The organism is Streptomyces barringtoniae (assembly GCF_020819595.1).
GTDB lineage: Bacteria > Actinomycetota > Actinomycetes > Streptomycetales > Streptomycetaceae > Streptomyces > Streptomyces barringtoniae.
The window spans coordinates 16,207-37,627 of the sequence record NZ_JAJHNP010000004.1; the positions used below are offsets into that span (position 1 = coordinate 16,207).

19 protein-coding genes are annotated in these 21,421 nt (G+C 71.3%); 16 read left to right on the forward strand and 3 right to left on the reverse strand.

All coding sequences use genetic code 11. The features are described 5' to 3' along the window. Positions 1–10: 10 nt before the first annotated feature. Positions 11–1,813 carry a glycoside hydrolase family 15 protein gene (locus tag LMU33_RS07185; RefSeq protein ID WP_228619065.1) on the reverse strand — a complete coding sequence of 601 codons (1,803 nt, stop codon included), beginning with the start codon at positions 1,811–1,813 and terminating at the stop codon, positions 11–13. 581 nt (positions 1,814–2,394) lie between these two features. Here LMU33_RS07185 and pyrG point away from each other — a divergent pair. From pyrG to LMU33_RS07240, 11 genes are all read left to right on the forward strand, one after another. Beyond that, on the forward strand, positions 2,395–4,065 hold the full coding sequence (gene pyrG / locus LMU33_RS07190; protein ID WP_228618412.1) for a CTP synthase: 1,671 nt from the start codon (positions 2,395–2,397) through the stop codon (positions 4,063–4,065). An 83-nt stretch (positions 4,066–4,148) separates the two neighbouring features. Further along, the gene (locus LMU33_RS07195) at positions 4,149–4,775 is read left to right on the forward strand and encodes an NUDIX domain-containing protein (RefSeq protein WP_228618414.1); all 627 of its coding nucleotides are present in this window, start codon (positions 4,149–4,151) and stop codon (positions 4,773–4,775) included. A 182-nt stretch (positions 4,776–4,957) separates the two neighbouring features. After that, positions 4,958–7,024: a tetratricopeptide repeat protein gene (locus tag LMU33_RS07200; protein WP_228618416.1), complete on the forward strand. Its 2,067-nt coding sequence runs from the start codon at positions 4,958–4,960 to the stop codon at positions 7,022–7,024. Positions 7,025–7,170: 146 nt separating this feature from the next. After that, positions 7,171–8,286: an alanine dehydrogenase gene (ald, locus tag LMU33_RS07205; RefSeq protein ID WP_208903681.1), complete on the forward strand. Its 1,116-nt coding sequence runs from the start codon at positions 7,171–7,173 to the stop codon at positions 8,284–8,286. A gap of 379 nt (positions 8,287–8,665) precedes the next feature. Beyond that, complete coding sequence (locus tag LMU33_RS07210; RefSeq protein ID WP_201842358.1) at positions 8,666–9,799, forward strand: ParA family protein; 1,134 nt, start codon at positions 8,666–8,668, stop codon at positions 9,797–9,799. After that, complete coding sequence (locus LMU33_RS07215) at positions 9,784–10,332, forward strand: hypothetical protein (RefSeq protein ID WP_228618418.1); 549 nt, start codon at positions 9,784–9,786, stop codon at positions 10,330–10,332. Before LMU33_RS07210 ends, LMU33_RS07215 begins: the two co-directional genes overlap by 16 nt. A gap of 375 nt (positions 10,333–10,707) precedes the next feature. Further along, entirely contained in the window at positions 10,708–11,781 is a 1,074-nt protein-coding gene (locus tag LMU33_RS07220; protein ID WP_372477905.1) for a segregation and condensation protein A, read from the forward strand. Continuing rightward, on the forward strand, positions 11,778–12,425 hold the full coding sequence (scpB, locus tag LMU33_RS07225; RefSeq protein ID WP_228618422.1) for an SMC-Scp complex subunit ScpB: 648 nt from the start codon (positions 11,778–11,780) through the stop codon (positions 12,423–12,425). The genes LMU33_RS07220 and scpB overlap by 4 nt, the downstream gene beginning before the upstream one ends. Positions 12,426–12,438: 13 nt before the next feature. Continuing rightward, positions 12,439–13,512, forward strand: a complete 1,074-nt coding sequence (locus LMU33_RS07230) for a pseudouridine synthase (RefSeq protein ID WP_228618424.1) — start codon at positions 12,439–12,441, stop codon at positions 13,510–13,512. A gap of 66 nt (positions 13,513–13,578) precedes the next feature. Further along, entirely contained in the window at positions 13,579–14,586 is a 1,008-nt protein-coding gene (locus tag LMU33_RS07235) for an ADP-ribosylglycohydrolase family protein (RefSeq protein ID WP_228618426.1), read from the forward strand. Between the two features lie 4 nt (positions 14,587–14,590). Next, a complete protein-coding gene (locus LMU33_RS07240; RefSeq protein ID WP_228618427.1) occupies positions 14,591–15,340 on the forward strand; it encodes a nucleotidyltransferase domain-containing protein in 750 nt (249 codons plus the stop codon). Between the two features lie 322 nt (positions 15,341–15,662). Here the strand turns inward: LMU33_RS07240 and LMU33_RS07245 are convergent, their stop codons facing one another. Both LMU33_RS07245 and LMU33_RS07250 read right to left on the reverse strand, forming a co-directional pair. Continuing rightward, positions 15,663–16,376 carry a nucleotidyltransferase domain-containing protein gene (locus tag LMU33_RS07245; RefSeq protein WP_228618429.1) on the reverse strand — a complete coding sequence of 238 codons (714 nt, stop codon included), beginning with the start codon at positions 16,374–16,376 and terminating at the stop codon, positions 15,663–15,665. A gap of 22 nt (positions 16,377–16,398) precedes the next feature. Then, positions 16,399–16,785, reverse strand: a complete 387-nt coding sequence (locus LMU33_RS07250; protein ID WP_228618432.1) for a Rieske (2Fe-2S) protein — start codon at positions 16,783–16,785, stop codon at positions 16,399–16,401. Positions 16,786–16,930: 145 nt separating this feature from the next. Here LMU33_RS07250 and aroH point away from each other — a divergent pair, with 145 nt between their 5' ends. The 5 genes from aroH (at position 16,931) to der (ending at position 21,392) form a co-directional block, all read left to right on the forward strand. After that, the gene (gene aroH, locus LMU33_RS07255) at positions 16,931–17,293 is read left to right on the forward strand and encodes a chorismate mutase (RefSeq protein WP_228618434.1); all 363 of its coding nucleotides are present in this window, start codon (positions 16,931–16,933) and stop codon (positions 17,291–17,293) included. Continuing rightward, on the forward strand, positions 17,290–18,375 hold the full coding sequence (locus tag LMU33_RS07260) for a prephenate dehydrogenase (RefSeq protein WP_228618435.1): 1,086 nt from the start codon (positions 17,290–17,292) through the stop codon (positions 18,373–18,375). The genes aroH and LMU33_RS07260 overlap by 4 nt, the downstream gene beginning before the upstream one ends. Before the next feature lie 104 nt (positions 18,376–18,479). After that, the gene (gene cmk, locus LMU33_RS07265) at positions 18,480–19,175 is read left to right on the forward strand and encodes a (d)CMP kinase (protein ID WP_228618437.1); all 696 of its coding nucleotides are present in this window, start codon (positions 18,480–18,482) and stop codon (positions 19,173–19,175) included. Positions 19,176–19,228: 53 nt separating this feature from the next. Then, positions 19,229–19,816 (forward strand): lysophospholipid acyltransferase family protein, encoded by a 588-nt coding sequence (locus LMU33_RS07270; protein WP_228619066.1) that lies wholly within the window; start codon positions 19,229–19,231, stop codon positions 19,814–19,816. A 91-nt stretch (positions 19,817–19,907) separates the two neighbouring features. After that, complete coding sequence (gene der, locus LMU33_RS07275) at positions 19,908–21,392, forward strand: ribosome biogenesis GTPase Der (RefSeq protein WP_228618438.1); 1,485 nt, start codon at positions 19,908–19,910, stop codon at positions 21,390–21,392. Positions 21,393–21,421 lie beyond the last annotated feature (29 nt).

Consider the following 21,421-nt stretch of genomic DNA (forward strand, 5'->3'; position numbering starts at 1 on the left):
CCGGACGGGCTCAGCCGCCGTACGCCCCCGAAGCCGTCAGCCGCAGCGCCGTGTCGATCAACGGCACGTGGCTGAACGCCTGCGGGAAGTTGCCCACCTGGCGCTGCAGACGCGGGTCCCACTCCTCGGCGAGCAGGCCGAGGTCGTTGCGCAGCGCGAGGAGCCGCTCGAACAGCTTGCGGGCCTCGTCGACGCGGCCGATCATCGCCAGGTCGTCCGCCATCCAGAACGAGCAGGCCAGGAAGGCGCCCTCGTCGCCCGGCAGGCCGTCGACGCCCGCGTGGGCGCCCTCCGTCGGGTAGCGCAGGATGAACCCGTCCGGGGTGGACAGCTCGCGCTGGATCGCCTCGATCGTGCCGATCACCCGCTTGTCGTCCGGCGGCAGGAAGCCCATCTGCGGGATCAGCAGCAGCGAGGCGTCCAGTTCCTGGGAGCCGTAGGACTGCGTGAAGGTGTTGCGCTCCTTGTCGTAGCCCTTCTCGCAGACGTCCCGGTGGATGTCGTCGCGCAGTTCCTTCCAGCGCTCCAGCGGGCCGTCCGCGTCACCGGACTCGATCAGCTTGATGGTGCGGTCCACCGCGACCCAGGCCATCACCTTGGAGTGCACGAAGTGCCGGCGCGGGCCGCGCACCTCCCAGATGCCCTCGTCCGGCTCCTGCCAGTGGTCCTCCAGGTAGCGGATCAGCTTGAGCTGGAGCAGGGCCGCGTAGTCGTTGCGGGCCAGGCCCGTCATGTGCGCCAGGTGCAGGGCCTCGGTGACCTCGCCGTACACGTCCAGCTGGAGCTGGTGCGCGGCGCCGTTGCCCACCCGGACCGGGGCCGAGTTCTCGTAGCCCGGCAGCCAGTCCAGCTCGGCCTCGCCCAGTTCGCGCTCACCGGCGATGCCGTACATGATCTGCAGGTTGTCCGGGTCGCCGGCGACCGCGCGCAGCAGCCACTCGCGCCAGGCGCGGGCTTCTTCGCGGTAGCCGGTGCGCAGCAGGGAGGACAGGGTGATCGCGGCGTCGCGAAGCCAGGTGTAGCGGTAGTCCCAGTTGCGGACGCCGCCGATGTCCTCCGGGAGAGAGGTCGTCGGGGCCGCGACGATGCCGCCGGTGGGGGCGTACGTCAGGGCCTTCAGGGTGATCAGGGAGCGGACCACCGCCTCGCGGTACGGCCCGTGGTACGTGCAGTGCTCGACCCACTCGCGCCAGAACTCCTCCGTCGCCTCCAGCGAGGCCTCCGGCTCCGGCAGCGCCGGGGGCTCCTTGTGCGAGGGCTGCCACGAGATGGTGAACGCGATCCGGTCACCCGGGGCGACCGTGAAGTCGGCGTACGTCGTCAGCGACTTCCCGTAGGTCTCGGCCTCGGTGTCGAACCAGACCGAGTCCGGCCCGGCGACCGCCACCGTACGGCCCTCGTGCTTGTGCACCCAGGGCACGACACGGCCGTAGGAGAACCGCATCCGCAGCGCCGAGCGCATCGGCACCCGGCCGGTGACGCCCTCCACGATCCGGATCAGCTGGGGCGCGCCCTCACGCGGGGGCATGAAATCGGTCACGCGGACCGTGCCGCGCGGAGTGTCCCACTCCGACTCGAGGATCAGCGAGTCGCCCCGGTAGCTCCGCCGGGCGGCCGTGGGCGGCGGGCAGTCGGCCGCGTGGGCCGGGCCGAGCCGCCAGAAGCCGTGCTCCTCGGTGCCCAGCAGGCCGGCGAAGATGGCATGCGAGTCGAAGCGGGGCAGGCACAGCCAGTCCACCGTGCCATCCCGGCAGACCAGGGCTGCGGTCTGCATGTCTCCGATGAGTGCGTAGTCTTCGATGCGCCCGGCCACGTGCAACTCCAGTCGAACGGCCACGTCGCCCCCGCGCAGGGGGGCTGTCGCTAGTGCGGTCAAGGGGTCGTTGTTATGCGTCGTTGAGCGGTGAAGCAAAGCAGCCCGCCGAGCCCTGAGGCAACACGACAGTCTTTGCTCAACGAACTGCCGCGCTCACGTTGTTCCGGGTGATGGTGGCGGGGGTGTGCCGTCGTTCCGGCCGGGCTCGGCAGCGAGTGTCCGAGCAGGATACGACGCACGTAGATGATCTGCGCGCCCCTCGGGGCAACCCGTGTGAGCCGAACGGGTGAGCAGCGGGTGATAACCATGTGACCTGCGTGTGCCTGTAGTGACAGGTGTGGCGACCTGCGCTGTCCTGGGCCGGGGGAGCCGCCCTGTTCCGGCGTGACGGAGCCGCCCCGTACCCGGGCGAGCGCGGAGCGTGGCCGGAAGCCATCTGCTCCAGGCGCTGATACCCTGGTAGCCCGTGGACCGGTGGGCCCGAAACCCCCGAACCGCAGCGACGGCACCTCCGGAGGCATCCGGGACGGCAGCCGCACCGCATCACAGACAGCGACCACGGGAGCCCCCTCTTGGCCATGCCGCCGAAATCTACGACGACCAAGCACATCTTCGTCACCGGGGGTGTCGCCTCCTCGCTCGGCAAGGGCCTCACCGCCTCCAGCCTGGGCATGCTGCTCAAGGCCCGCGGCCTGCGCGTCGTGATGCAGAAGCTCGACCCGTACCTGAACGTCGACCCGGGCACGATGAACCCCTTCCAGCACGGTGAGGTGTTCGTCACGAACGACGGCGCCGAGACGGACCTGGACATCGGACACTACGAGCGCTTCCTCGACCGTGACCTGGACGGCACCGCCAATGTCACTACAGGCCAGGTGTACTCGACGGTGATCGCCAAGGAGCGGCGCGGCGAGTACCTGGGCGACACGGTGCAGGTCATCCCGCACATCACCAACGAGATCAAGCACCGGATCCGGCGCATGGCCACCGACGAGGTGGACGTCGTCATCACCGAGGTCGGCGGCACCGTCGGTGACATCGAGTCGCTGCCGTTCCTGGAGACCGTCCGCCAGGTCCGCCACGAGGTCGGCCGGGACAACGTCTTCGTGGTTCATATTTCCCTCCTGCCCTACATCGGGCCCTCCGGCGAGCTGAAGACCAAGCCCACCCAGCACTCCGTCGCCGCGCTGCGCAACATCGGTATCCAGCCCGACGCGATCGTGCTGCGCTGCGACCGCGAGGTCCCGACCGCGATCAAGCGCAAGATCTCGCTGATGTGCGACGTCGACGAGGCCGCCGTGGTCGCCTGCCCCGACGCCCGCTCGATCTACGACATCCCGAAGACCGTGCACGGCGAGGGCCTGGACGCCTATGTCGTCCGCAAGCTCGACCTGCCCTTCCGTGACGTCGACTGGACGACCTGGGACGACCTGCTGGACCGCGTCCACAACCCCGACCATGAGATCACCCTTGCACTCGTCGGCAAGTACATCGACCTGCCCGACGCCTATCTGTCGGTCACCGAGGCGCTGCGCGCCGGCGGCTTCGCCAACCGCGCCCGTGTGAAGATCAAGTGGGTGACCTCGGACGACTGCAAGACCCCGGCCGGCGCCAAGGCCCAGCTGTCCGACGTGGACGGCATCTGCATCCCGGGCGGCTTCGGCGACCGCGGTGTGCTCGGCAAGGTCGGTGCGATCAAGTACGCCCGCGAGAACAGGATCCCGCTGCTGGGCCTCTGCCTGGGCCTGCAGTGCATCGTGATCGAGGCCGCGCGCAACCTGGCCGACATCCCGGACGCCAACTCCACCGAGTTCGACCCGGCCACCGGCCACCCGGTCATCTCCACCATGGCCGAGCAGCTGGACATCGTCGCCGGCGAGGGCGACATGGGCGGCACCATGCGTCTCGGCATGTACCCGGCGAAGCTCGCCGATGGCTCGATCGTGCGCGAGGTGTACGACGGCAAGGAGTACGTCGAGGAGCGGCACCGTCACCGCTACGAGGTCAACAACGCCTACCGCGCGGAGCTGGAGAAGAAGGCCGGCATCCTCTTCTCGGGCACCTCGCCGGACGGCAAGCTCGTGGAGTACGTGGAGTACCCGCGTGACGTCCACCCCTACCTCGTCGCCACGCAGGCCCACCCCGAGCTGCGCTCGCGGCCGACGCGTCCGCACCCGCTGTTCGCCGGCCTGGTGAAGGCGGCCGTGGAGCGTCAGCAGGCGGCGGACGCCCAGAAGATCTCGAAGTAACACAAGGGTTGTACGGTGGCCGGGGCGCGAGCATTCAGAACGATCGCGCCCCGGCCGTTCGCGCATGTGGGGAAGGACAGGGCATGACGATCAAGGACACCCCCGAGGAGTGGGAGGTCCGGGCGACGGAGACCCCCTTCACGGGCAACAAGACCTCCGTCCGCACGGACGACGTGGTCATGCCCGACGGTTCGGTGGCCCGCCGCGACTACCAGGTCCACCCCGGTTCGGTCGCCGTCCTCGCCCTGGACGAGGAGGACCGGGTGCTGCTGATCAACCAGTACCGCCACCCGGTGCGGCACAAGCTGTGGGAGATCCCGGCCGGCCTGCTCGACGTGCCCGGCGAGAACCCGCTGCACGCCGCCCAGCGCGAGCTGTACGAGGAGGCGCACGTCAAGGCCGAGGACTGGCGGGTGCTGACCGACGTCTACACCACGCCCGGCGGCTGCGACGAGGCCGTACGGATCTTCCTCGCCCGTGATCTGTCCGAGGCCGAGGGCGAGCGGTTCGAGGCGGAGCACGAGGAGACCGACATGGAGCACGCGCGCGTGTCGGTCGAGGAGCTGGTGCGCCGCGTCCTGGCCGGCGATGTGCACAACAACTGCCTGGTCGTCGGCGTCCTCTCCCTGGTGGCCGCGCGTGGCGGGGACGGCCTCGACGCACTCCGCCCGGCCGACGCACCCTGGCCGGCCCGGCCCTTCCAGTCCTGAGCCGCACGCGCCGCCCCGAACCGCACCCGTTCGTCGTACTGGTGTGACGATCGCCTGATCCGATCAGGGGATCTGTCCGTCGCGCTCCGCACGGCGCCTCGCAGAGCGTGAACTAGGCTCTTGCACGCCCGCAGCGGAAGATCCGGCGGGCTTGCGCGTGCGGTGGGACGGGAGTGTGGCCCGTGACGGATCAGGTGGTGCACCCAGGCGGCGTGCGACTGTCGGCGCACGAGGGCACACGAGACCATTTCCTGGGCCGCACAAGGGAGTTGAAGGAGCTGCGCGCCGACATCGAGCGCGCCGGCCTGGACACCCTCTCCGGCCGCAAGGCGCCACGCGCGCGCGTGCTGCTGATCGCGGGCCGCCCCGGCTCCGGCCGGACCGCCCTGGCCGAGGAACTCGTACGAAAGGTCGAAGGCCGCTACCCGGACGGGGTGCTGCGGGCCCGGCTCAGCGAGCCCGACGGCACCCCCGTCCCCATCGCGCGCGCCGCCCGCGAACTGCTCGCCGCCCTGGAGCTGCCCGCCCCGGCCGGCGCCGCCGAGGACGACCTCACCCAGGCGCTGCGCACTGCCCTCGCCGACCGGCGGGCCCTGCTGCTCCTCGACGACGCGGCCGGCGCCGAGCAGGTCGACGCGCTGCTCCCTCAGGCCCCGGACTGCCTGGTGGTGGCCGTCTCCTCGGGCCCGCTCACCGGCATCGCGGACGTCCGCCCCTGCACGCTCGGCGGCCTGGACACCAAGTCGGCGGTGGAACTCCTCACCCGCTACACCGGCACCGTCCGCATCACGGTCGACCCGCGCTCCGCCGAGAGCCTGGCGGAGGCCTGCCAGGGCCATCCCGCCGCGCTCGTCCTGGCGGGCGGCTGGCTCGCCGCCCGCCCCAAGGCCGCCGTCTCCGACCTCGCCAAACGGCTGCACACGGCCGCCGAGGACGGCACGGACGGCACCCCGCTGGCCCGCGTCTTCCGGCACGTCCACAGCGAGCTGCCCGGCCCGGCCGCCCGGATGCTGCCGCTGCTCTCCCTCGCCCCGGCCGGCCTGATCGACCCCCACACCGCCTCATCCCTCGCCGGCTGCTCGGTGAGTACCGCCCGCGCCGTCCTGGACGACCTCGTCGCCCTCGGCCTGCTGCGCGCGGTGGACTCCCCGCTGCCCCAGTACGACGTCCCCGGCTGTCTGCACCCGCTGCTGCGCGCCTACGCCCAGGCCCAGGAGCGCCCCGCGGAGTTGCAGCTGGCCCGGGCCCGGATGCTGGAGCGGACCGTACGGCTGCTGCAGGCCTGCCGGGCGATCACCGAGACGGACAGTCCGCAGGCCCGGGAGAAGCTGAACGCGATGCCCCACGAGGTGCGCTTCCCCACCCCGCGGGCGGCCGCCGACTGGCTGCTCATCCGGCGCCCCGCCCTGCTGGCGTCCGCACGTCTGGCGGTGGCCGACGGCGAGCTGGACACCCTCGCCCGGCGGCTGATGTCCCAGCTGGTCAGGGCCATGGTGGCGCACGTCGGCACGCAGTCCGCCGCCCACGACCTGTACGAGGTGCACAGCCTGGTCCTCGACGTCGCCGAGCGGCGCGGGCTGCCCCGGGAGCAGGCCGCGGCCCTGCTGAACCTGGGCGACGTGGACGCGCAGACCGGCCGTACCCAGGACGCGCTGGCACGATATCGGTCGGCCTTGGACGCCGGACGCAGAGCAAATGACCCGTACGCCATCGGTCGCGCAATGGAATCCGTAGGTGGCGCCTACCAAGAGCTCGCGGATCACGACCGGGCCGCGGACTGGTTCGGCCGGGCCCTCGCCGAGCGGCTGGCCCGCGGCGAGCGCGATCAGGCCGCCCGGCTGTACGGCCGTATCGCCACCGCCCACACCTACGCGGGCCGCTACGGCGAGGCCCTCAGGAACTGGCGGGCCGCCGTCGCCGGCTACCGCAGGAGCGGCGATGTCGCCGCCCACGCGCGGGCGTTGAGCGAGCTGGCCCGGGTCCAGGAGTACGCGGGACGGTTCGAGGAGTCCCTGCGTACCTGCCACGAGGCGGTGGAGTGGGCGCGGCGCGCCGACGACGTCCGGCTGCAGGCCGCGCTGCAGCTCCGGCTCGCCGACACGCTGGAGCACCTGGGGGACCCGACCGCGGCCCGTCTGCACCGCGCGGCGGCCGGGCGCATGCTGGACCAGGAGGCCCCGAACGACGAGGCAAGCCCCAAACAGGACGTTGAAGCCTGCGAAATCCGTAGTGCATCCAGCGAAGATTGATGCAATGAAAGGCTAGACACGCGGAACGCCTTCATTAGACTGGCTCTGCCGCACGTTCTCCTGCGGTGTCTCCCGGTATGCCCCCGCATGTCTGGGTACGTCTTTAAAGCACCCCCATACCCTCTGAGCCAAGGACCGTGATCTACGTGAAGGTCGGCATCCCCCGCGAGGTCAAGAACAACGAGTTCCGGGTGGCCATCACCCCCGCCGGTGTGCACGAGCTGGTGCGCAACGGGCACCAGGTCGTCATCGAGCGGGGCGCCGGCCTCGGCTCCTCGATCACGGACGAGGAGTACGTCTCCGCCGGTGCCGCGATCCTCGGCACCGCCGACGAGGTGTGGGCCACCGCCGACCTGCTGCTGAAGGTCAAGGAGCCCATCGCGGAGGAGTACCACCGTCTCCGCAAGGACCAGATCCTCTTCACCTACCTGCACCTGGCCGCCTCCAAGGAGTGCACGGACGCGCTCATCGAGTCCGGCACCACGGCCATCGCCTACGAGACCGTCGAGCTGCCGAACCGCGCGCTGCCGCTGCTCGCCCCGATGTCCGAGGTCGCGGGCCGCCTCGCCCCGCAGGTCGGCGCCTACCACCTGATGCGCGCGGCCGGTGGCCGTGGCGTGCTGCCGGGCGGCGTCCCGGGCGTGACCCCGGCCAAGTGCGTCGTCATCGGCGGCGGCGTCTCCGGCTGGAACGCCACCCAGGTCGCCGTCGGCATGGGCTTCGACGTGACCCTGCTCGACCGCGACATCAACAAGCTGCGCGAGGCCGACAAGATCTTCGGTACGAAGGTCAAGGCGATCATGTCCAACTCCTTCGAGCTGGAGAAGGCCGTCCTCGACGCCGACCTCGTCATCGGCGCGGTCCTCATCCCGGGCGCCAAGGCCCCGAAGCTGGTCACCAACGAGCTGGTGGCCCGCATGAAGCCCGGAAGTGTCCTTGTCGACATCGCGATCGACCAGGGCGGCTGCTTCGAGGACTCCCACCCGACCACGCACGCCGAGCCGACCTTCCAGGTGCACAACTCGGTCTTCTACTGCGTCGCCAACATGCCCGGCGCGGTGCCCAACACCTCCACCAACGCCCTCACCAACGCGACGCTTCCCTACATCGTCTCCCTCGCCAACAACGGCTGGGTCGAGGCGCTGCGCCGCGACGCCGCGCTCGCCAAGGGTCTCAACACCCATGACGGCAAGGTCGTTTACAAGGAGGTCGCCGAGGCCCACGGCCTGGAGCACGTGGAGCTGGAGACCCTGCTCGGCTGATGCAAAAGGCGATTCGTCAACACGAGTAGTCAACAGCGCGCACCCGGCCGGACCTTGCCCGACAAGGTCCGGCCGGATGTGTGTATGGTCACTTGGCGACTCTTGGTCAACTCGCCTCGAACGCAACCCTTCGACCGATTCGTACACCGGTGAAACCTGCTGTGCGACGGCCGTACGCCCTTGACAGCGAGATGTTTCATTGCCGACACATCCTGCCGGGTCCGGCGGATTGTGTTGCTGCGGACCGCCGACACGCCATAGAGTCGCCAACCGTCGGCATGGTGCCACGCTGACCTTGTCTAGAAGTTTCCTGGTCACCAAGGAGGTAAGACGACTTGTGAATGAGTCGACATTTTCTCCCGGGGGTGGTCAACCAGGAATGCCGGTCCGGGGCCAGGGCCCCGCGGGATTCGAGGCTGTCGGCTCCGTAGCTGTGCGCACCTTCGCAGCCCACCAGAGTTCCGGTCCGCAGGCGGCCGGGACAGCACACCAGAGCATGGATGGCCATCACGTGAACGCCATGGCCGGCGACGGAAGTGGCGCGCCCCACAACCACTTCGCCGACTACGACGAACTGCCCGAGGGGCACTTCTACGACCCCGACGCCGAGTACGAGCCCGATCCGGAGTACGCGGCCACGCTCGCGCCCGACGCGGCCCGCCAGCGCCGCGAGCGCGTCGGCCCGACCGGACGCCCGCTGCCGTACTTCCCGATCCCGGGCCCGCTGACCGACCACGGCCCCGCGAAGATCATCGCGATGTGCAACCAGAAGGGCGGCGTGGGCAAGACGACGTCGACCATCAACCTGGGTGCCGCGCTCGCGGAGTACGGCCGGCGCGTGCTGCTCGTGGACTTCGACCCGCAGGGCGCGCTGTCGGTGGGACTCGGCGTCAACCCCATGGAACTCGACCTGACGGTCTACAACCTGCTCATGGAGCGGGGCATGTCCGCGGACGAGGTCCTGCTGAAGACGGCGGTCCCCAACATGGATCTGCTGCCCTCCAACATCGACCTGTCGGCCGCCGAGGTGCAGCTGGTCTCCGAGGTCGCCCGCGAGTCGACGCTGCAGCGGGCCCTGAAGCCGCTGCTGCCCGACTACGACTACATCGTGATCGACTGCCAGCCCTCGCTCGGCCTGCTCACCGTCAACGCCCTGACGGCCGCTCACAAGGTGATCGTGCCGCTGGAGTGCGAGTTCTTCGCCCTGCGCGGTGTGGCCCTGCTGACCGAGACCATCGAGAAGGTCCAGGAGCGGCTCAACCCCGAGCTCGAACTGGACGGCATCCTCGCCACGATGTACGACTCGCGCACGGTCCACAGCCGCGAGGTCCTGGCCCGTGTGGTCGAGGCGTTCGACGACCACGTCTACCACACGGTCATCGGCCGTACGGTCCGCTTCCCGGAGACCACGGTCGCCGGTGAGCCGATCACCACCTACGCCTCCAACTCCGTCGGTGCCGCCGCCTATCGCCAGCTCGCCAGGGAGGTGCTCGCCCGGTGTCACGCCGAGTGAGTCTGCCCGGGGCCGACGAACTCTTCCGTACGACAGGGGGGATGGCGCTTCAGCCGTCGACTCCTCGGCGCGCGGCGGGTGGTGAGGCCCGGGTGCCGGCTCCCGCGGGGGAGAGCGACGACGTGGCCGCCGCCGAGGATGCACCGCAGTCGGTGCCGGTCCAGGGCGGCGACGGCGAGGGCGCGGAGCATGTCGCGGCGGAGGCCGAGCAGGACGGGGCCGGCGAGTCCCGCATCCGCCCCGCGCGTCGGCAGGCGGCGCAGGAAGGTTCTGGCGCCGCGCAGCCACGCAAGAAAGGGCGCGCGGCCACGCGCCGGCCCAGCGGCCGTGAGCGGCACGACGAGAAGATCACGGTGTACGTGTCGGCCGAGGAGCTGATGGACCTCGAACACGCCCGTCTGGTGCTCCGCGGCGAGCACGGACTGGCGGTCGACCGCGGGCGCATCGTCCGCGAGGCGGTGGCCGTGGTCCTGGCCGACCTGGAGTCCCGCGGGGACGCGAGCATCCTCGTACGCCGGCTGCGGGGGCGGTAGGGGTAGCCTGCGGGGGCTATGACCTCGAACGACGTTCCCCTCCCCGGCACCGGCGCCGGCCGTCGGCGTGCGCTGGGGCGGGGTCCAGGGGTTCCGGCGGTGGCGCCGAAGACCGAGCCGGCGCGGGCCGACGGCCAAGACGGCCTGCCGTCAGAGGCACCCGCAGCCATCCCACCCGACGAACCGGCGTCCGCACCGCCGGAAGAACCGACACCCGCCGAACCGGAAGCACCGACACTCGCTGAGCCCGAAGCTTCCGTAGCCGCCGGGCGGGAAGCCTTGGCAGTCGTCGAGCGTGAAGCTGCCGCGGTCGGCGAGCCGGGAGGGCCTGTAGCTGCCGACTCCGATGGGTTCGCGCCTGCCGGGCGGGAGACGCTGGGGGCTGCTGAGCCCGGAGCTCCCGTGGCCGCCGGGCCGGAAGCTTTCACAGTTGCCGCGCCCGAAGCTCCCGTAGCCGCCGAGGCGAAAGCCTTCACAGTTGCCGCGCCCGAAGCTCCCGCAGTCGGTGAGCCGGAGGCGCTGGGGGCTGCTGAGTCCGGAGCTTCCGCCGGTGCCGGGCCGGAAGTGTCCGTGATCGCCGGTGGCGGGGTGGCCGCAGTTGGTGGAGCCGGGGAGGGCGTGGAGCCCCAGGGGGCCGCGGACGGGGTCTTCAAGGTGCGGCTCGCCAACTTCGAGGGGCCCTTCGATCTGCTCCTGCAGCTGATCTCCAGGCACAAGCTGGACGTCACCGAGGTCGCCCTCTCCAAGGTCACCGACGAGTTCATGGCGCACATCCGGGCCATGGGACCCGACTGGGACCTGGACCAGACCACGGAGTTCCTCGTCGTCGCCGCCACGCTGCTCGACCTGAAGGCGGCCCGGCTGCTGCCCGCCGCCGAGGTCGAGGACGAGGCCGACCTGGCGCTGCTGGAGGCGCGGGACCTGCTGTTCGCACGGCTGCTGCAGTACCGCGCCTACAAGCAGATCGCGGACATCTTCAACCAGCGGCTCGATGACGAGGCCCGCCGCTGGCCCCGTACCGTCGGCCTGGAACCGCAGCACGCCGAGCTGCTGCCCGAGGTCGTCATCAGCATCGGCCCCGAGGGCTTCGCCAGGCTCGCGGTCAAGGCGATGCAGCCCAAGCCCAAGCCGCAGGTCTACGTCGACCACATCCACGCCCCGCTGGTCAGCGTGCAGGAACAGGCCGGAATCGTGGTCGCACGGCTGAAGGAGCTGGGCGAGGCCAGCTTCCGCGCGCTGGTGGAGGACACCGACGACACCCTCACCGTCGTGGCCCGGTTCCTCGCCCTGCTGGAGCTGTACCGCGAGAAGGCCGTCGCGCTGGAGCAGGAGACCGCCCTCGGCGAACTGCTCGTGCGCTGGACCGGCGGGGACACCGACACCGCACCGATGGTCACCGACGAGTTCGACCGGCCGCCCGAGCAGCCCAAGGAGGAGAAGAAGGCATGAGCGAGACCACAGAGCTTCCGCCGGGGCTGCGCGGCGCCGCCGACCTCGACCTCAAGCCCGCCCTGGAGGCGATGCTCATGGTCGTGGACGAGCCCGCGACCGAGGAGCACCTGGCCAAGCTGCTGGAACGGCCGAAACGGCAGGTCGCGGACGCGCTGCGGGAGCTGGCCGACGAGTACACCGTGCAGGGCCGCGGCTTCGAGCTGCGGTACGTCGCGGGCGGCTGGCGTTTCTACACCCGGGCCGAGTACGCGCCCGCCGTCGAGCGGCTGGTCCTGGACGGCCAGACCGCCCGGCTCACCCAGGCCGCGCTGGAGACCCTCGCGGTCGTCGCCTACCGCCAGCCGGTCAGCCGCAGCCGCGTCTCCGCCGTACGCGGAGTCAACTGCGACGGTGTGATGCGTACCCTCCTGCAACGGGGTCTGGTCGAGGAGGCGGGCACGGAACCCGAAACAGGTGCGATCCTGTACAGGACGACGAACTACTTCCTGGAGCGGATGGGCCTGCGCGGCCTGGACGAGCTTCCGGAGCTCGCGCCCTTCCTCCCGGAGGCTGAGGCGATCGAGGCCGAGACCCAGGAAGGGGTGCCGTCGTTCGACCCGGACGCGCCCGACGCGCCCGGTGCTCAGGACGCAGACGACTAAGACGGAAACCTTGATGCGAAGCAGCGGCAGCGGCAGTAACAGCGGCGGGCGCGGTAACTACCGCGGCGCCGGCAACAACCGGGACGAGCGGCAGGGGCAGGGGCGTCCCCGCAAGCCCCGCCCGGAGGAGCGCCGCTACGACGTGGGCCCCGGCGCCTCCCAGGACGGCCCCAAGTCCGGGCGCGGCGGCACCGCGCGCGGCGGCGCCAAGGGCGGCCCCAAGCAGCCCCAGCAGGGCGGCGGGCGAGGCCGTACCGCCCCCGCGCGCTCGCGTGAGTACGAGACGCGCGTCGAGGAGCGCAACCGGGAGCGCTACGCCGGCAAGAAGGACGTCAAGCTCCCCAAGACCTTCCCGGGTGCCGAGCAGGAGGGCGAGCGGCTGCAGAAGGTCCTCGCGCGCGCCGGCTACGGCTCGCGGCGCGCCTGCGAGGAGCTGATCGAGCAGGCACGGGTGGAGGTCAACGGCGAGATCGTCCTGGAGCAGGGCCGCCGGGTCGACCCGGAGAAGGACGAGGTCAAGGTCGACGGCCTGACGGTCGCGACGCAGTCGTACCAGTTCTTCTCGCTGAACAAGCCCGCGGGCGTGGTGTCCACCATGGAGGACCCGGAGGGGCGGCAGTGCCTCGGGGACTACGTCACCAACCGCGAGACCCGGCTGTTCCACGTGGGCCGGCTGGACACCGAGACGGAGGGCGTCATCCTGCTCACCAACCACGGTGAGCTGGCGCACCGCCTGACCCACCCCAAGTACGGCGTGAAGAAGACCTACCTCGCGGCGATCGTCGGCCCGATCCCGCGCGACCTGGGCAAGCGCCTGAAGGACGGCATCCAGCTGGAGGACGGCTACGCGCGCGCGGACCACTTCCGGGTCGTGGAGCAGACCGGCAAGAACTACCTGGTCGAGGTGACCCTGCACGAGGGCCGCAAGCACATCGTGCGGCGCATGCTCGCGGAGGCCGGCTTCCCGGTCGAGAAGCTGGTCCGCACCGCCTTCGGGCCGATCACCCTCGGCGACCAGAAGTCGGGCTGGCTGCGGCGCCTGTCGAACACGGAGGTCGGGATGCTGATGAAGGAAGTCGACCTCTAAAACGCCTTGCCGCGATCACCATCCCCCTTTATTGTCAGAGTGACGATAAAGGGGGATGGTGATCCTATGTCCAAGCGCGCCGCCACCGGGGCACTCCTGGGCCTCGCCCTCGGGGACGCCCTCGGCTTCCCGACCGAGTTCAACGACGTACCGTCGATCCTCGCCAAGTGCGGGCCCTGGCGGGAGATGGAGCTGCCGCGGCGCGCCTTCGTCTCCGACGACACCCAGATGACCCTCGCCGTCGGACGCGGGCTCAGGACGGCCATGGACCGCGGGTACCTCGCGCCGAAGCGGCTGGAGCGGCCGCTGCGCGAGGAGTTCGTGGACTGGTACCACTCCCCGGACAACAACCGCGCCCCCGGCCGCACCTGCCTGACCGCGTGCGCCCTGCTCAAGGAGGAGGGCCGGGCCTGGCAGGACGCCAGCCAGGTCGGCTCCAAGGGCTGCGGTGCCAACATGCGGGTCGCCCCCGTCGGGCTTGTCCCCGGTCTGAGCCCCGAACAGCGCTCCGGGGCCGCCCAGTTGCAGTCCGCGCTCACCCACGGCCACCCCACCGCGCTCGCCGCCTCCGACCTGACCGCCCACGCCGTCCACCTGCTCGCGCAGGGCACCGACCCCACGGGGCTGGTCGGACAACTCCGCTCCTACGCCCTGGACCACCGCACGCACTACGACCACACGTGGCTCGGCGACCTGTGGACCCGCTCCCAGGACCCCAGTCCCGAGCACTTCATCGCGCGCGGCTGGGACGAGTGCCTCGCCGTCCTCGACCGGCTCCAGCAGGCCGTGCGGACCGTCTCCCCGGAGACCGACCCGTGTCTGGCCACCGGCGCGGGCTGGATCGCAGAGGAGGCCCTCGCCACCGGGCTGCTGTGCTTCCTGCTCTTCCCCGACGAGCCCGTCACCGCCCTGCGCCGGGCCGCCTGCTCCGCCGGCGACTCCGACTCCATCGCCTGCCTCACCGGCGCGTTCGCGGGTGCCTGGCTGGGCGAACAGGCCTGGCCGGCGGACTGGGCGGAGCGGATCGAGTACCGGGGCGATCTGTCGGCCCTGGGAGCACTCTGGGACGCTTAGGCCCATGATCGACGACCTCGACATCGACCTGAAGCCCGTGGTCGCGGAGCAGCCCGACCCCCTGCTGTTCGCGACCGTCTCCGGAGCCCATCTGTACGGCTTCCCCTCGCAGGACTCGGACGTGGACCTGCGGGGCGTCCATCTGCTCCCGGCGGCCGATCTCGTCGGGCTGCGCGAGCCGGAGGAGACCCGCTCCCGGGCCTGGGTGCGCTACGGCGTCGAACTGGACCTCGTCACCCACGATCTGCGCAAGTTCGTACGGCTGATGCTGCGCCGCAACGGCTATGTGCTCGAGCAGCTGCTCTCGCCGCTGGTCGTGCACACCGGGGACGCGCACCGGGAGCTGGCCGCGCTCGCCCCCGGCGTCCTCACCGGCCACCACGCCCACCACTACCGGGGGTTCGCGGTGACCCAGTGGCGGCTGTTCGAGAAGACGGGCGAACTCAAGCCGCTGCTCTACACGTTCCGGGTGCTGCTCACCGGCATCCACCTCATGCGCAGCGGGGAGGTCCAGGCGCACCTGCCCACGCTCCTGGAGCAGCTCGACGCCCCCGGCTATCTGCCCGAGCTGGTAGCCGAAAAAGCGGAGCGGGAGCACGGCAGCGCCACCGTCCCGCACGCGCGCGTGGAGGCCGACGTCGAACGGCTGCACGCCGAGCTCGACGAGGCCCAGTCCACCTCGTCCCTCCCGGACACGCCGACCGCGCACGACGCCCTGCACGACTTCGTGGTCCGGGTCCGCCTGGCGGGCTGAACGGGGCGAGTCAGGAGCGTGGCCCTGTGGCCGACAGGTCCGCGGGGCCGCTGTGACGAGGGAGTGCGTGCGGGCGAACGGGGCGTGAGCAGCCACGCCCGCCGGACCGGCAGCGGCCGGGAGACGCCACCCACCGGAACGGGACGGCGGCGCCGCACCTCGCACCCCGGGACCAGCGGCTCCCGCCGGAATCGCACGCGAGCGACACCTTCGGCCCGCTCGCGCCGCATGCGGGAATCAACCCACCGGCCGGCGCGACCACGCACGGGCGACACCGCCGGTCAGCCCGGCCCGCGCCGCATGCGGAGGCCGGGGGCTGTGGTCATCGCAGGTCCGGTGCCGTGGCGGCGAGTGCCTCGTACGCCGATGCCCGGCGGGCCCGGTGGAGGAAGTCGGCCACCCGTGCCTCGTCCGGGTCGGGCGGGAGCGGGGTGCGGTGCAGGGCCTGTTCCGTCTCCGTCCCGAGCCGGGCCATCCACCTCTCGGCCTCGGCCCAGGGGACCTCGCCCCGCTTCACCGCGAGCAGCGGCTCCCGCTGGTCGCCGACGTCGATCCGCAGTTCACCGGTGCGCAGCAGGTCACGGGCGCTCATCAGCAGGCGCAGCAGGTGCATGGCGTGCTTCCACCGCGGGACGCCGTGCGTGCGGATGCCGGCGTCGAGCTTCCTGCGCTGGCCGAGGGCGTAGCGGGTGAAGGTGTCGTAGGCCCGGCGGGAGAGGAAGGCCCCGCGCAGGGACAGCAGCTCCCGGCCGGTGTCGTCGACCTGCTCCACCAGCGGGGAGTGCAGGCACTCCAGGATGTTCGGGTTGCCGCGCAGCGCCAGCTCGCAGAACCGCTCCAGCTCCCAGGAGAACTGCTCCTCGCCCGGCCCCTCCACATGCGTCGGCGGCTTCTCGAACCGCCAGAACAAGGGGGTGGGGGCGAGGAACACACCCCGCCGGTCGGTGTCGCTCGTGTCCGTCGCCAGACCGAAGGCCCGCGAACCCATGACACAGGCGTAGACGGTGTGGTCGCGTACCAGGGTCTCGGGCTGCATGCCCGGAGCGTACGCCGACCCCTCACGTCAGTTTGATCGAATTTCCCTGCACCTTGATCGACTTCGCCGGAAGCGGCCTTTTCGCAGGCCCGTGCGCCACGGAGCCGTCGGCGATGTGGAACTTGCTGCCGTGACAGGGGCAGTCGATCGTGCCGTTCGCGACCGTGCTCACCGTGCAGCCCAGGTGCGTGCAGATCGCCGAGAAGGCCTTGAAGTCGCCCTTCTTCGGCTGGGTGACGACGACCTTCTTGTCCTTGAAGATCTTGCCGCCGCCCTCCGGGATGTCCTTGGTGCTGCCCAGATCTCCGCCACTGGCTCCGTCGGCGTTGCCGCCGCATGCCGCGACGGGTGCGACGACCGCCGCCGCGCCCGTCGCCAGAACCGTGCGCCGCGTCGCGCCCTCGGTCATGCCAGCCTCCGTACAGAAGTCGAAATCGGTAGGTATCGGATGGTTCGCATCGTCTCAGTGATCGGGCGCCGTGCGCTGCCTCCGCGCTGGCTGACTACGCTGGACGGACCAAGAGCAGATCCGCATGTCAGCAGGGAGCAGCGCCGTGGCGGTACGAGCGGTCCGGGGGGCCGTCCAACTGGAGCGGGACGAGGCCGGGCACATGGACGAGCAGGTCGGAGCCCTGCTCACCGCGGTCCTGGAGCGGAACGGACTGACCGCCGACGACCTGATCAGCATCTGGTTCACGGCCACCCCCGACCTGCACAGCGACTTCCCGGCCGCCGCCGCCCGCAAGATCGGCATCGTCGACGTGCCGCTGATCTGCGCCCAGGAACTGGACATCGAGGGCGCGATGCCCCGGGTCGTACGGCTGCTGGCGCACATCGAGTCGGACAGGCACCGCTCCGAGATCAACCACGTCTACCTCGGCGCCGCGGCCGCCCTGCGCAAGGACATCGCCCAGTGAGAACCGCACTCGTCATCGGCACCGGCCTCATCGGCACCTCCGCCGCCCTGGCCCTCGGCCGGCGCGGCGTCACCGTCCACCTCGCCGACCACGACCCCGAGCAGGCCCGTACGGCCGCCGCGCTGGGCGCCGGCACCGACGAGGCCCCCGAGGGCCCGGTCGACCTGGCCATCGTGGCGGCCCCGCCCGCCCACGTGGCCGGCGTCCTCGCCGACGCCATGCGCCGGGGCGTGGCCCGCGGCTATGTCGACGTGGCCAGCGTCAAGGGCGGCCCGCGCCGTGAGCTCCAGGCGCTCGGCCTGGACCTGTCGGCGTACATCGGCACGCACCCCATGTCCGGCCGCGAGAAGTCCGGCCCGCTGGCCGCGACCGCCGACCTTTTCGAGGGCCGCCCCTGGGTGCTCACCCCGACCCGGGACACCGACACCGAGGTGCTCAACCTCGCCCTGGAGCTGGTCTCGCACTGCCGGGCCGTACCGGTCGTCATGGACGCCGACGCCCACGACCGCGCCGTCGCCCTCGTCTCCCACATGCCCCACCTGGTGTCCAGCATGGTGGCCGCGCGCCTGGAGCACGCCGAGGAGGCCGCCGTACGGCTGTGCGGGCAGGGCATCCGGGACGTGACCCGGATCGCCGCCTCCGACCCGCGGATGTGGATCGACATCCTCTCCGCGAACCCGGGACCGGTCGCCGACCTGCTCTCCGACGTCGCCGCCGACCTGGGCGAGACCGTCGAGGCGCTGCGCGCCCTGCAGTCCTCCGACGAGGCCAAGCGGCGCGAGGGCACCGCCGGCATCGAGGACGTGCTGCGCCGCGGGAACGCCGGTCAGGTGCGGGTGCCCGGCAAGCACGGGTCCGCGCCACGGGTCTACGAGACCGTCGTCGTCCTCATCGACGACCAGCCCGGCCAGCTCGCCCGGATCTTCGCCGATGCGGGCCGGGCGGGGGTCAACATCGAGGATGTCCGCATCGAGCACGCGACGGGGCAGCAGGCCGGCCTGGTCCAGCTGAGCGTGGAGCCCAAGGCGGCGCCGGTGCTGAAGGAGGCGCTGCGGGAGCGGGGCTGGGCGCTGCGGCAGTAAAGGCGGCCGCATGCGTCCGGACGAGTGACCCGCACCCAGTAACCTTGTGCAGGGCGCTCATGCCCCCCGCATCCGCCCACACCGCACCAGGAAGGTGTCCCTCCGTGGAAAACGGCGCCGCCCCGACCGCCAAGCCCGTGATCGTCGCGATCGACGGCCCCTCCGGCACGGGCAAGTCGAGCACGTCGAAGGCCGTCGCCGCGCAGCTCGGCCTGAGCTACCTGGACACCGGAGCCCAGTACCGGGCGATCACCTGGTGGATGGTGAACAACGGCATCGACCTGGAGGACCCGACCGCCATCGCGGCCGTCGCGGGCAAGCCGGTGATCGTCTCCGGCACCGACCCGGCCGCCCCGGCCATCACGGTCGACGGCGTCGACGTGGCCGGCCCGATCCGCACCCAGGAGGTCACCTCCAAGGTCAGCGCGGTCAGCGCGGTGCCCGAGGTACGCTCCCGGATCACCGAGCTGCAGCGCTCGATCGCCGCCGACGCCGAGAACGGCATAGTGGTCGAGGGCCGCGACATCGGTACGACCGTCCTCCCGGACGCCGACCTGAAGATCTTCCTCACCGCGTCCCCGGAGGCCCGTGCGGCCCGCCGCAGCGGCGAGCTGAAGGGCGCCGACATCCACGCCACCCGCGAGGCCCTGATCAAGCGGGACGCGGCCGACTCCTCCCGGAAGGCCTCGCCGCTCGCCAAGGCCGGCGACGCGGTCGAGGTGGACACCACCGAGCTCACCCTCGCCCAGGTCATCGAGTGCGTCGTCACCCTGGTCGAGGAGAAGCGGGCCGGGAAGTGAACCTGCCCTCCGAGAGGGGCGCCGAGGTCGGGCGGCGCATCGGTGTCGGCCTGATGCGCGGGCTGTTCAGGCCGCGCGTGCTCGGCGCCTGGAAGGTGCCCGCGAGCGGCCCGGTGATCTTCGCCGTGAACCACTCGCACAACATCGACGGCCCGATGGTCATGGGTGTGGCGCCCCGGCCGACGCACTTCCTGATCAAGAAGGAGGCGTTCGTCGGCCCGCTGGACCCCTTCCTGACCGGCATCGGCCAGCTGAAGGTGGACCGCGCCGCCGCCGACCGCACCGCGATCACCCGGGCCCTCGGGGTCCTGGAGGCCGGCGGAGTGCTGGGCATCTTCCCGGAGGGCACCCGGGGCGAGGGCGACTTCGCGGCGCTGCGCGCCGGGCTCGCCTACTTCGCCGTACGCAGCGGGGCGCCGATCGTGCCCGTCGCCGTACTGGGAAGCTCCGAGAAGCGGGGACGGTTGATAAAGGCGCTGCCCCCGTTGCGTTCCCGCATCGACGTCGTCTTCGGCGAGCCCTTCGAAGCGGGCGACGGAAGCGGCCGGCGTACGCGCAGGGCGCTGGACGAGGCGACCGAGCGCATCCAGAAGCAGCTCACCAGCCACCTGGAAAACGCCAGGCGCCTCACCGGGCGCTAGGCGACACTTGAGTAGTGGATCAGCCCACCGGGTTCGTCCCGTCAGGGCCTGTTCCACCGATCACCACAATGAACGACGAGGTACGGACTACATGAACGACGACATCCAGCCCGGCGACTCGGCTGAGCACGAGTACGACCACGGGGCTCTCGGCGACGCCGAGTACGCGGAGTTCATGGAGCTCGCCGCGGAAGAGGGCTTCGACATCCAGGACGTCGAGGGCGCCATCGAGGCGGCGGGCCACGGCCCGCTGCCCGTGCTCGCCGTCGTCGGCCGCCCCAATGTCGGCAAGTCGACCCTGGTGAACCGGATCATCGGCCGCCGTGAGGCGGTCGTCGAGGACAAGCCGGGCGTCACCCGCGACCGCGTCACCTACGAGGCCGAATGGGCCGGCCGCCGCTTCAAGGTCGTCGACACCGGCGGCTGGGAGCAGGACGTCCTCGGCATCGACGCCTCCGTGGCCGCCCAGGCCGAGTACGCGATCGAGGCGGCCGACGCGGTCGTCTTCGTCGTGGACGCCAAGGTCGGCGCGACCGACACCGACGAGGCGGTCGTACGGCTGCTGCGCAAGGCCGGCAAGCCGGTCGTGCTGTGCGCCAACAAGGTCGACGGCCCGAGCGGCGAGGCCGACGCGGCCTACCTGTGGAGCCTCGGCCTCGGCGAGCCGCACCCCGTCTCGGCGCTGCACGGCCGTGGCACCGGCGACATGCTGGACGCCGTGCTCGAGGTGCTGCCGGCCGCGCCGCGCGAGACCTTCGGCGGGGGCGGCATCGGCGGCCCGCGCCGGATCGCCCTGATCGGCCGGCCGAACGTCGGCAAGTCCTCCCTGCTGAACAAGGTGGCGGGCGAGGAGCGCGTCGTCGTCAACGAACTGGCGGGCACCACCCGCGACCCGGTCGACGAGCTGATCGAACTGGGCGGCGTGACCTGGAAGTTCGTCGACACGGCGGGCATCCGCAAGCGCGTCCACCTCCAGCAGGGCGCCGACTACTACGCCTCCCTGCGCACGGCAGCGGCCGTGGAGAAGGCGGAGGTCGCCGTCATCCTGATCGACGCCTCCGAGAACATCTCCGTGCAGGACCAGCGGATCGTCACCATGGCCGTCGAGGCGGGCCGCGCGATCGTCATCGCCTACAACAAGTGGGACACCCTCGACGAGGAGCGCCGCTACTACCTGGAGCGGGAGATCGAGACCGAGTTGGGCCAGGTCGCCTGGGCCCCGCGCGTGAACGTCTCGGCGCGCACCGGCCGCCACATGGAGAAGCTGGTCCCGGCCATCGAGACCGCGCTGGCCGGCTGGGAGACCCGCGTCCCCACCGGGCGCCTGAACGCCTTCCTCGGCGAGCTGGTCTCCGCCCACCCGCACCCGATCCGGGGCGGCAAGCAGCCGCGCATCCTGTTCGGCACCCAGGCCGGCACCAAGCCCCCGCGCTTCGTCCTCTTCGCCTCCGGCTTCATCGAGGCGGGCTACCGGCGCTTCATCGAGCGCCGCCTGCGCGAGGAGTTCGGCTTCGAGGGCACCCCGATCCACATCTCCGTCCGGGTGCGCGAGAAGCGCGGCGCGAAGAAGAAGTAACGGCGGTACGACGTCAAGGGCGGCCCCTG

Coding starts and splice junctions, on each gene's coding strand:
- pyrG (WP_228618412.1), top strand. CDS start 2,395: ATGCCGCCGAAATCTACGACGACCAAGCACATCTTCGTCACCGGGGGT.
- LMU33_RS07195 (WP_228618414.1), top strand. CDS start 4,149: ATGACGATCAAGGACACCCCCGAGGAGTGGGAGGTCCGGGCGACGGAG.
- LMU33_RS07210 (WP_201842358.1), top strand. CDS start 8,666: ATGCCGGTCCGGGGCCAGGGCCCCGCGGGATTCGAGGCTGTCGGCTCC.
- scpB (WP_228618422.1), top strand. CDS start 11,778: ATGAGCGAGACCACAGAGCTTCCGCCGGGGCTGCGCGGCGCCGCCGAC.
- LMU33_RS07230 (WP_228618424.1), top strand. CDS start 12,439: ATGCGAAGCAGCGGCAGCGGCAGTAACAGCGGCGGGCGCGGTAACTAC.
- LMU33_RS07235 (WP_228618426.1), top strand. CDS start 13,579: ATGTCCAAGCGCGCCGCCACCGGGGCACTCCTGGGCCTCGCCCTCGGG.
- LMU33_RS07240 (WP_228618427.1), top strand. CDS start 14,591: ATGATCGACGACCTCGACATCGACCTGAAGCCCGTGGTCGCGGAGCAG.
- LMU33_RS07245 (WP_228618429.1), bottom strand. CDS start 16,376: ATGCAGCCCGAGACCCTGGTACGCGACCACACCGTCTACGCCTGTGTC.
- LMU33_RS07250 (WP_228618432.1), bottom strand. CDS start 16,785: ATGACCGAGGGCGCGACGCGGCGCACGGTTCTGGCGACGGGCGCGGCG.
- LMU33_RS07270 (WP_228619066.1), top strand. CDS start 19,229: ATGCGCGGGCTGTTCAGGCCGCGCGTGCTCGGCGCCTGGAAGGTGCCC.
- der (WP_228618438.1), top strand. CDS start 19,908: ATGAACGACGACATCCAGCCCGGCGACTCGGCTGAGCACGAGTACGAC.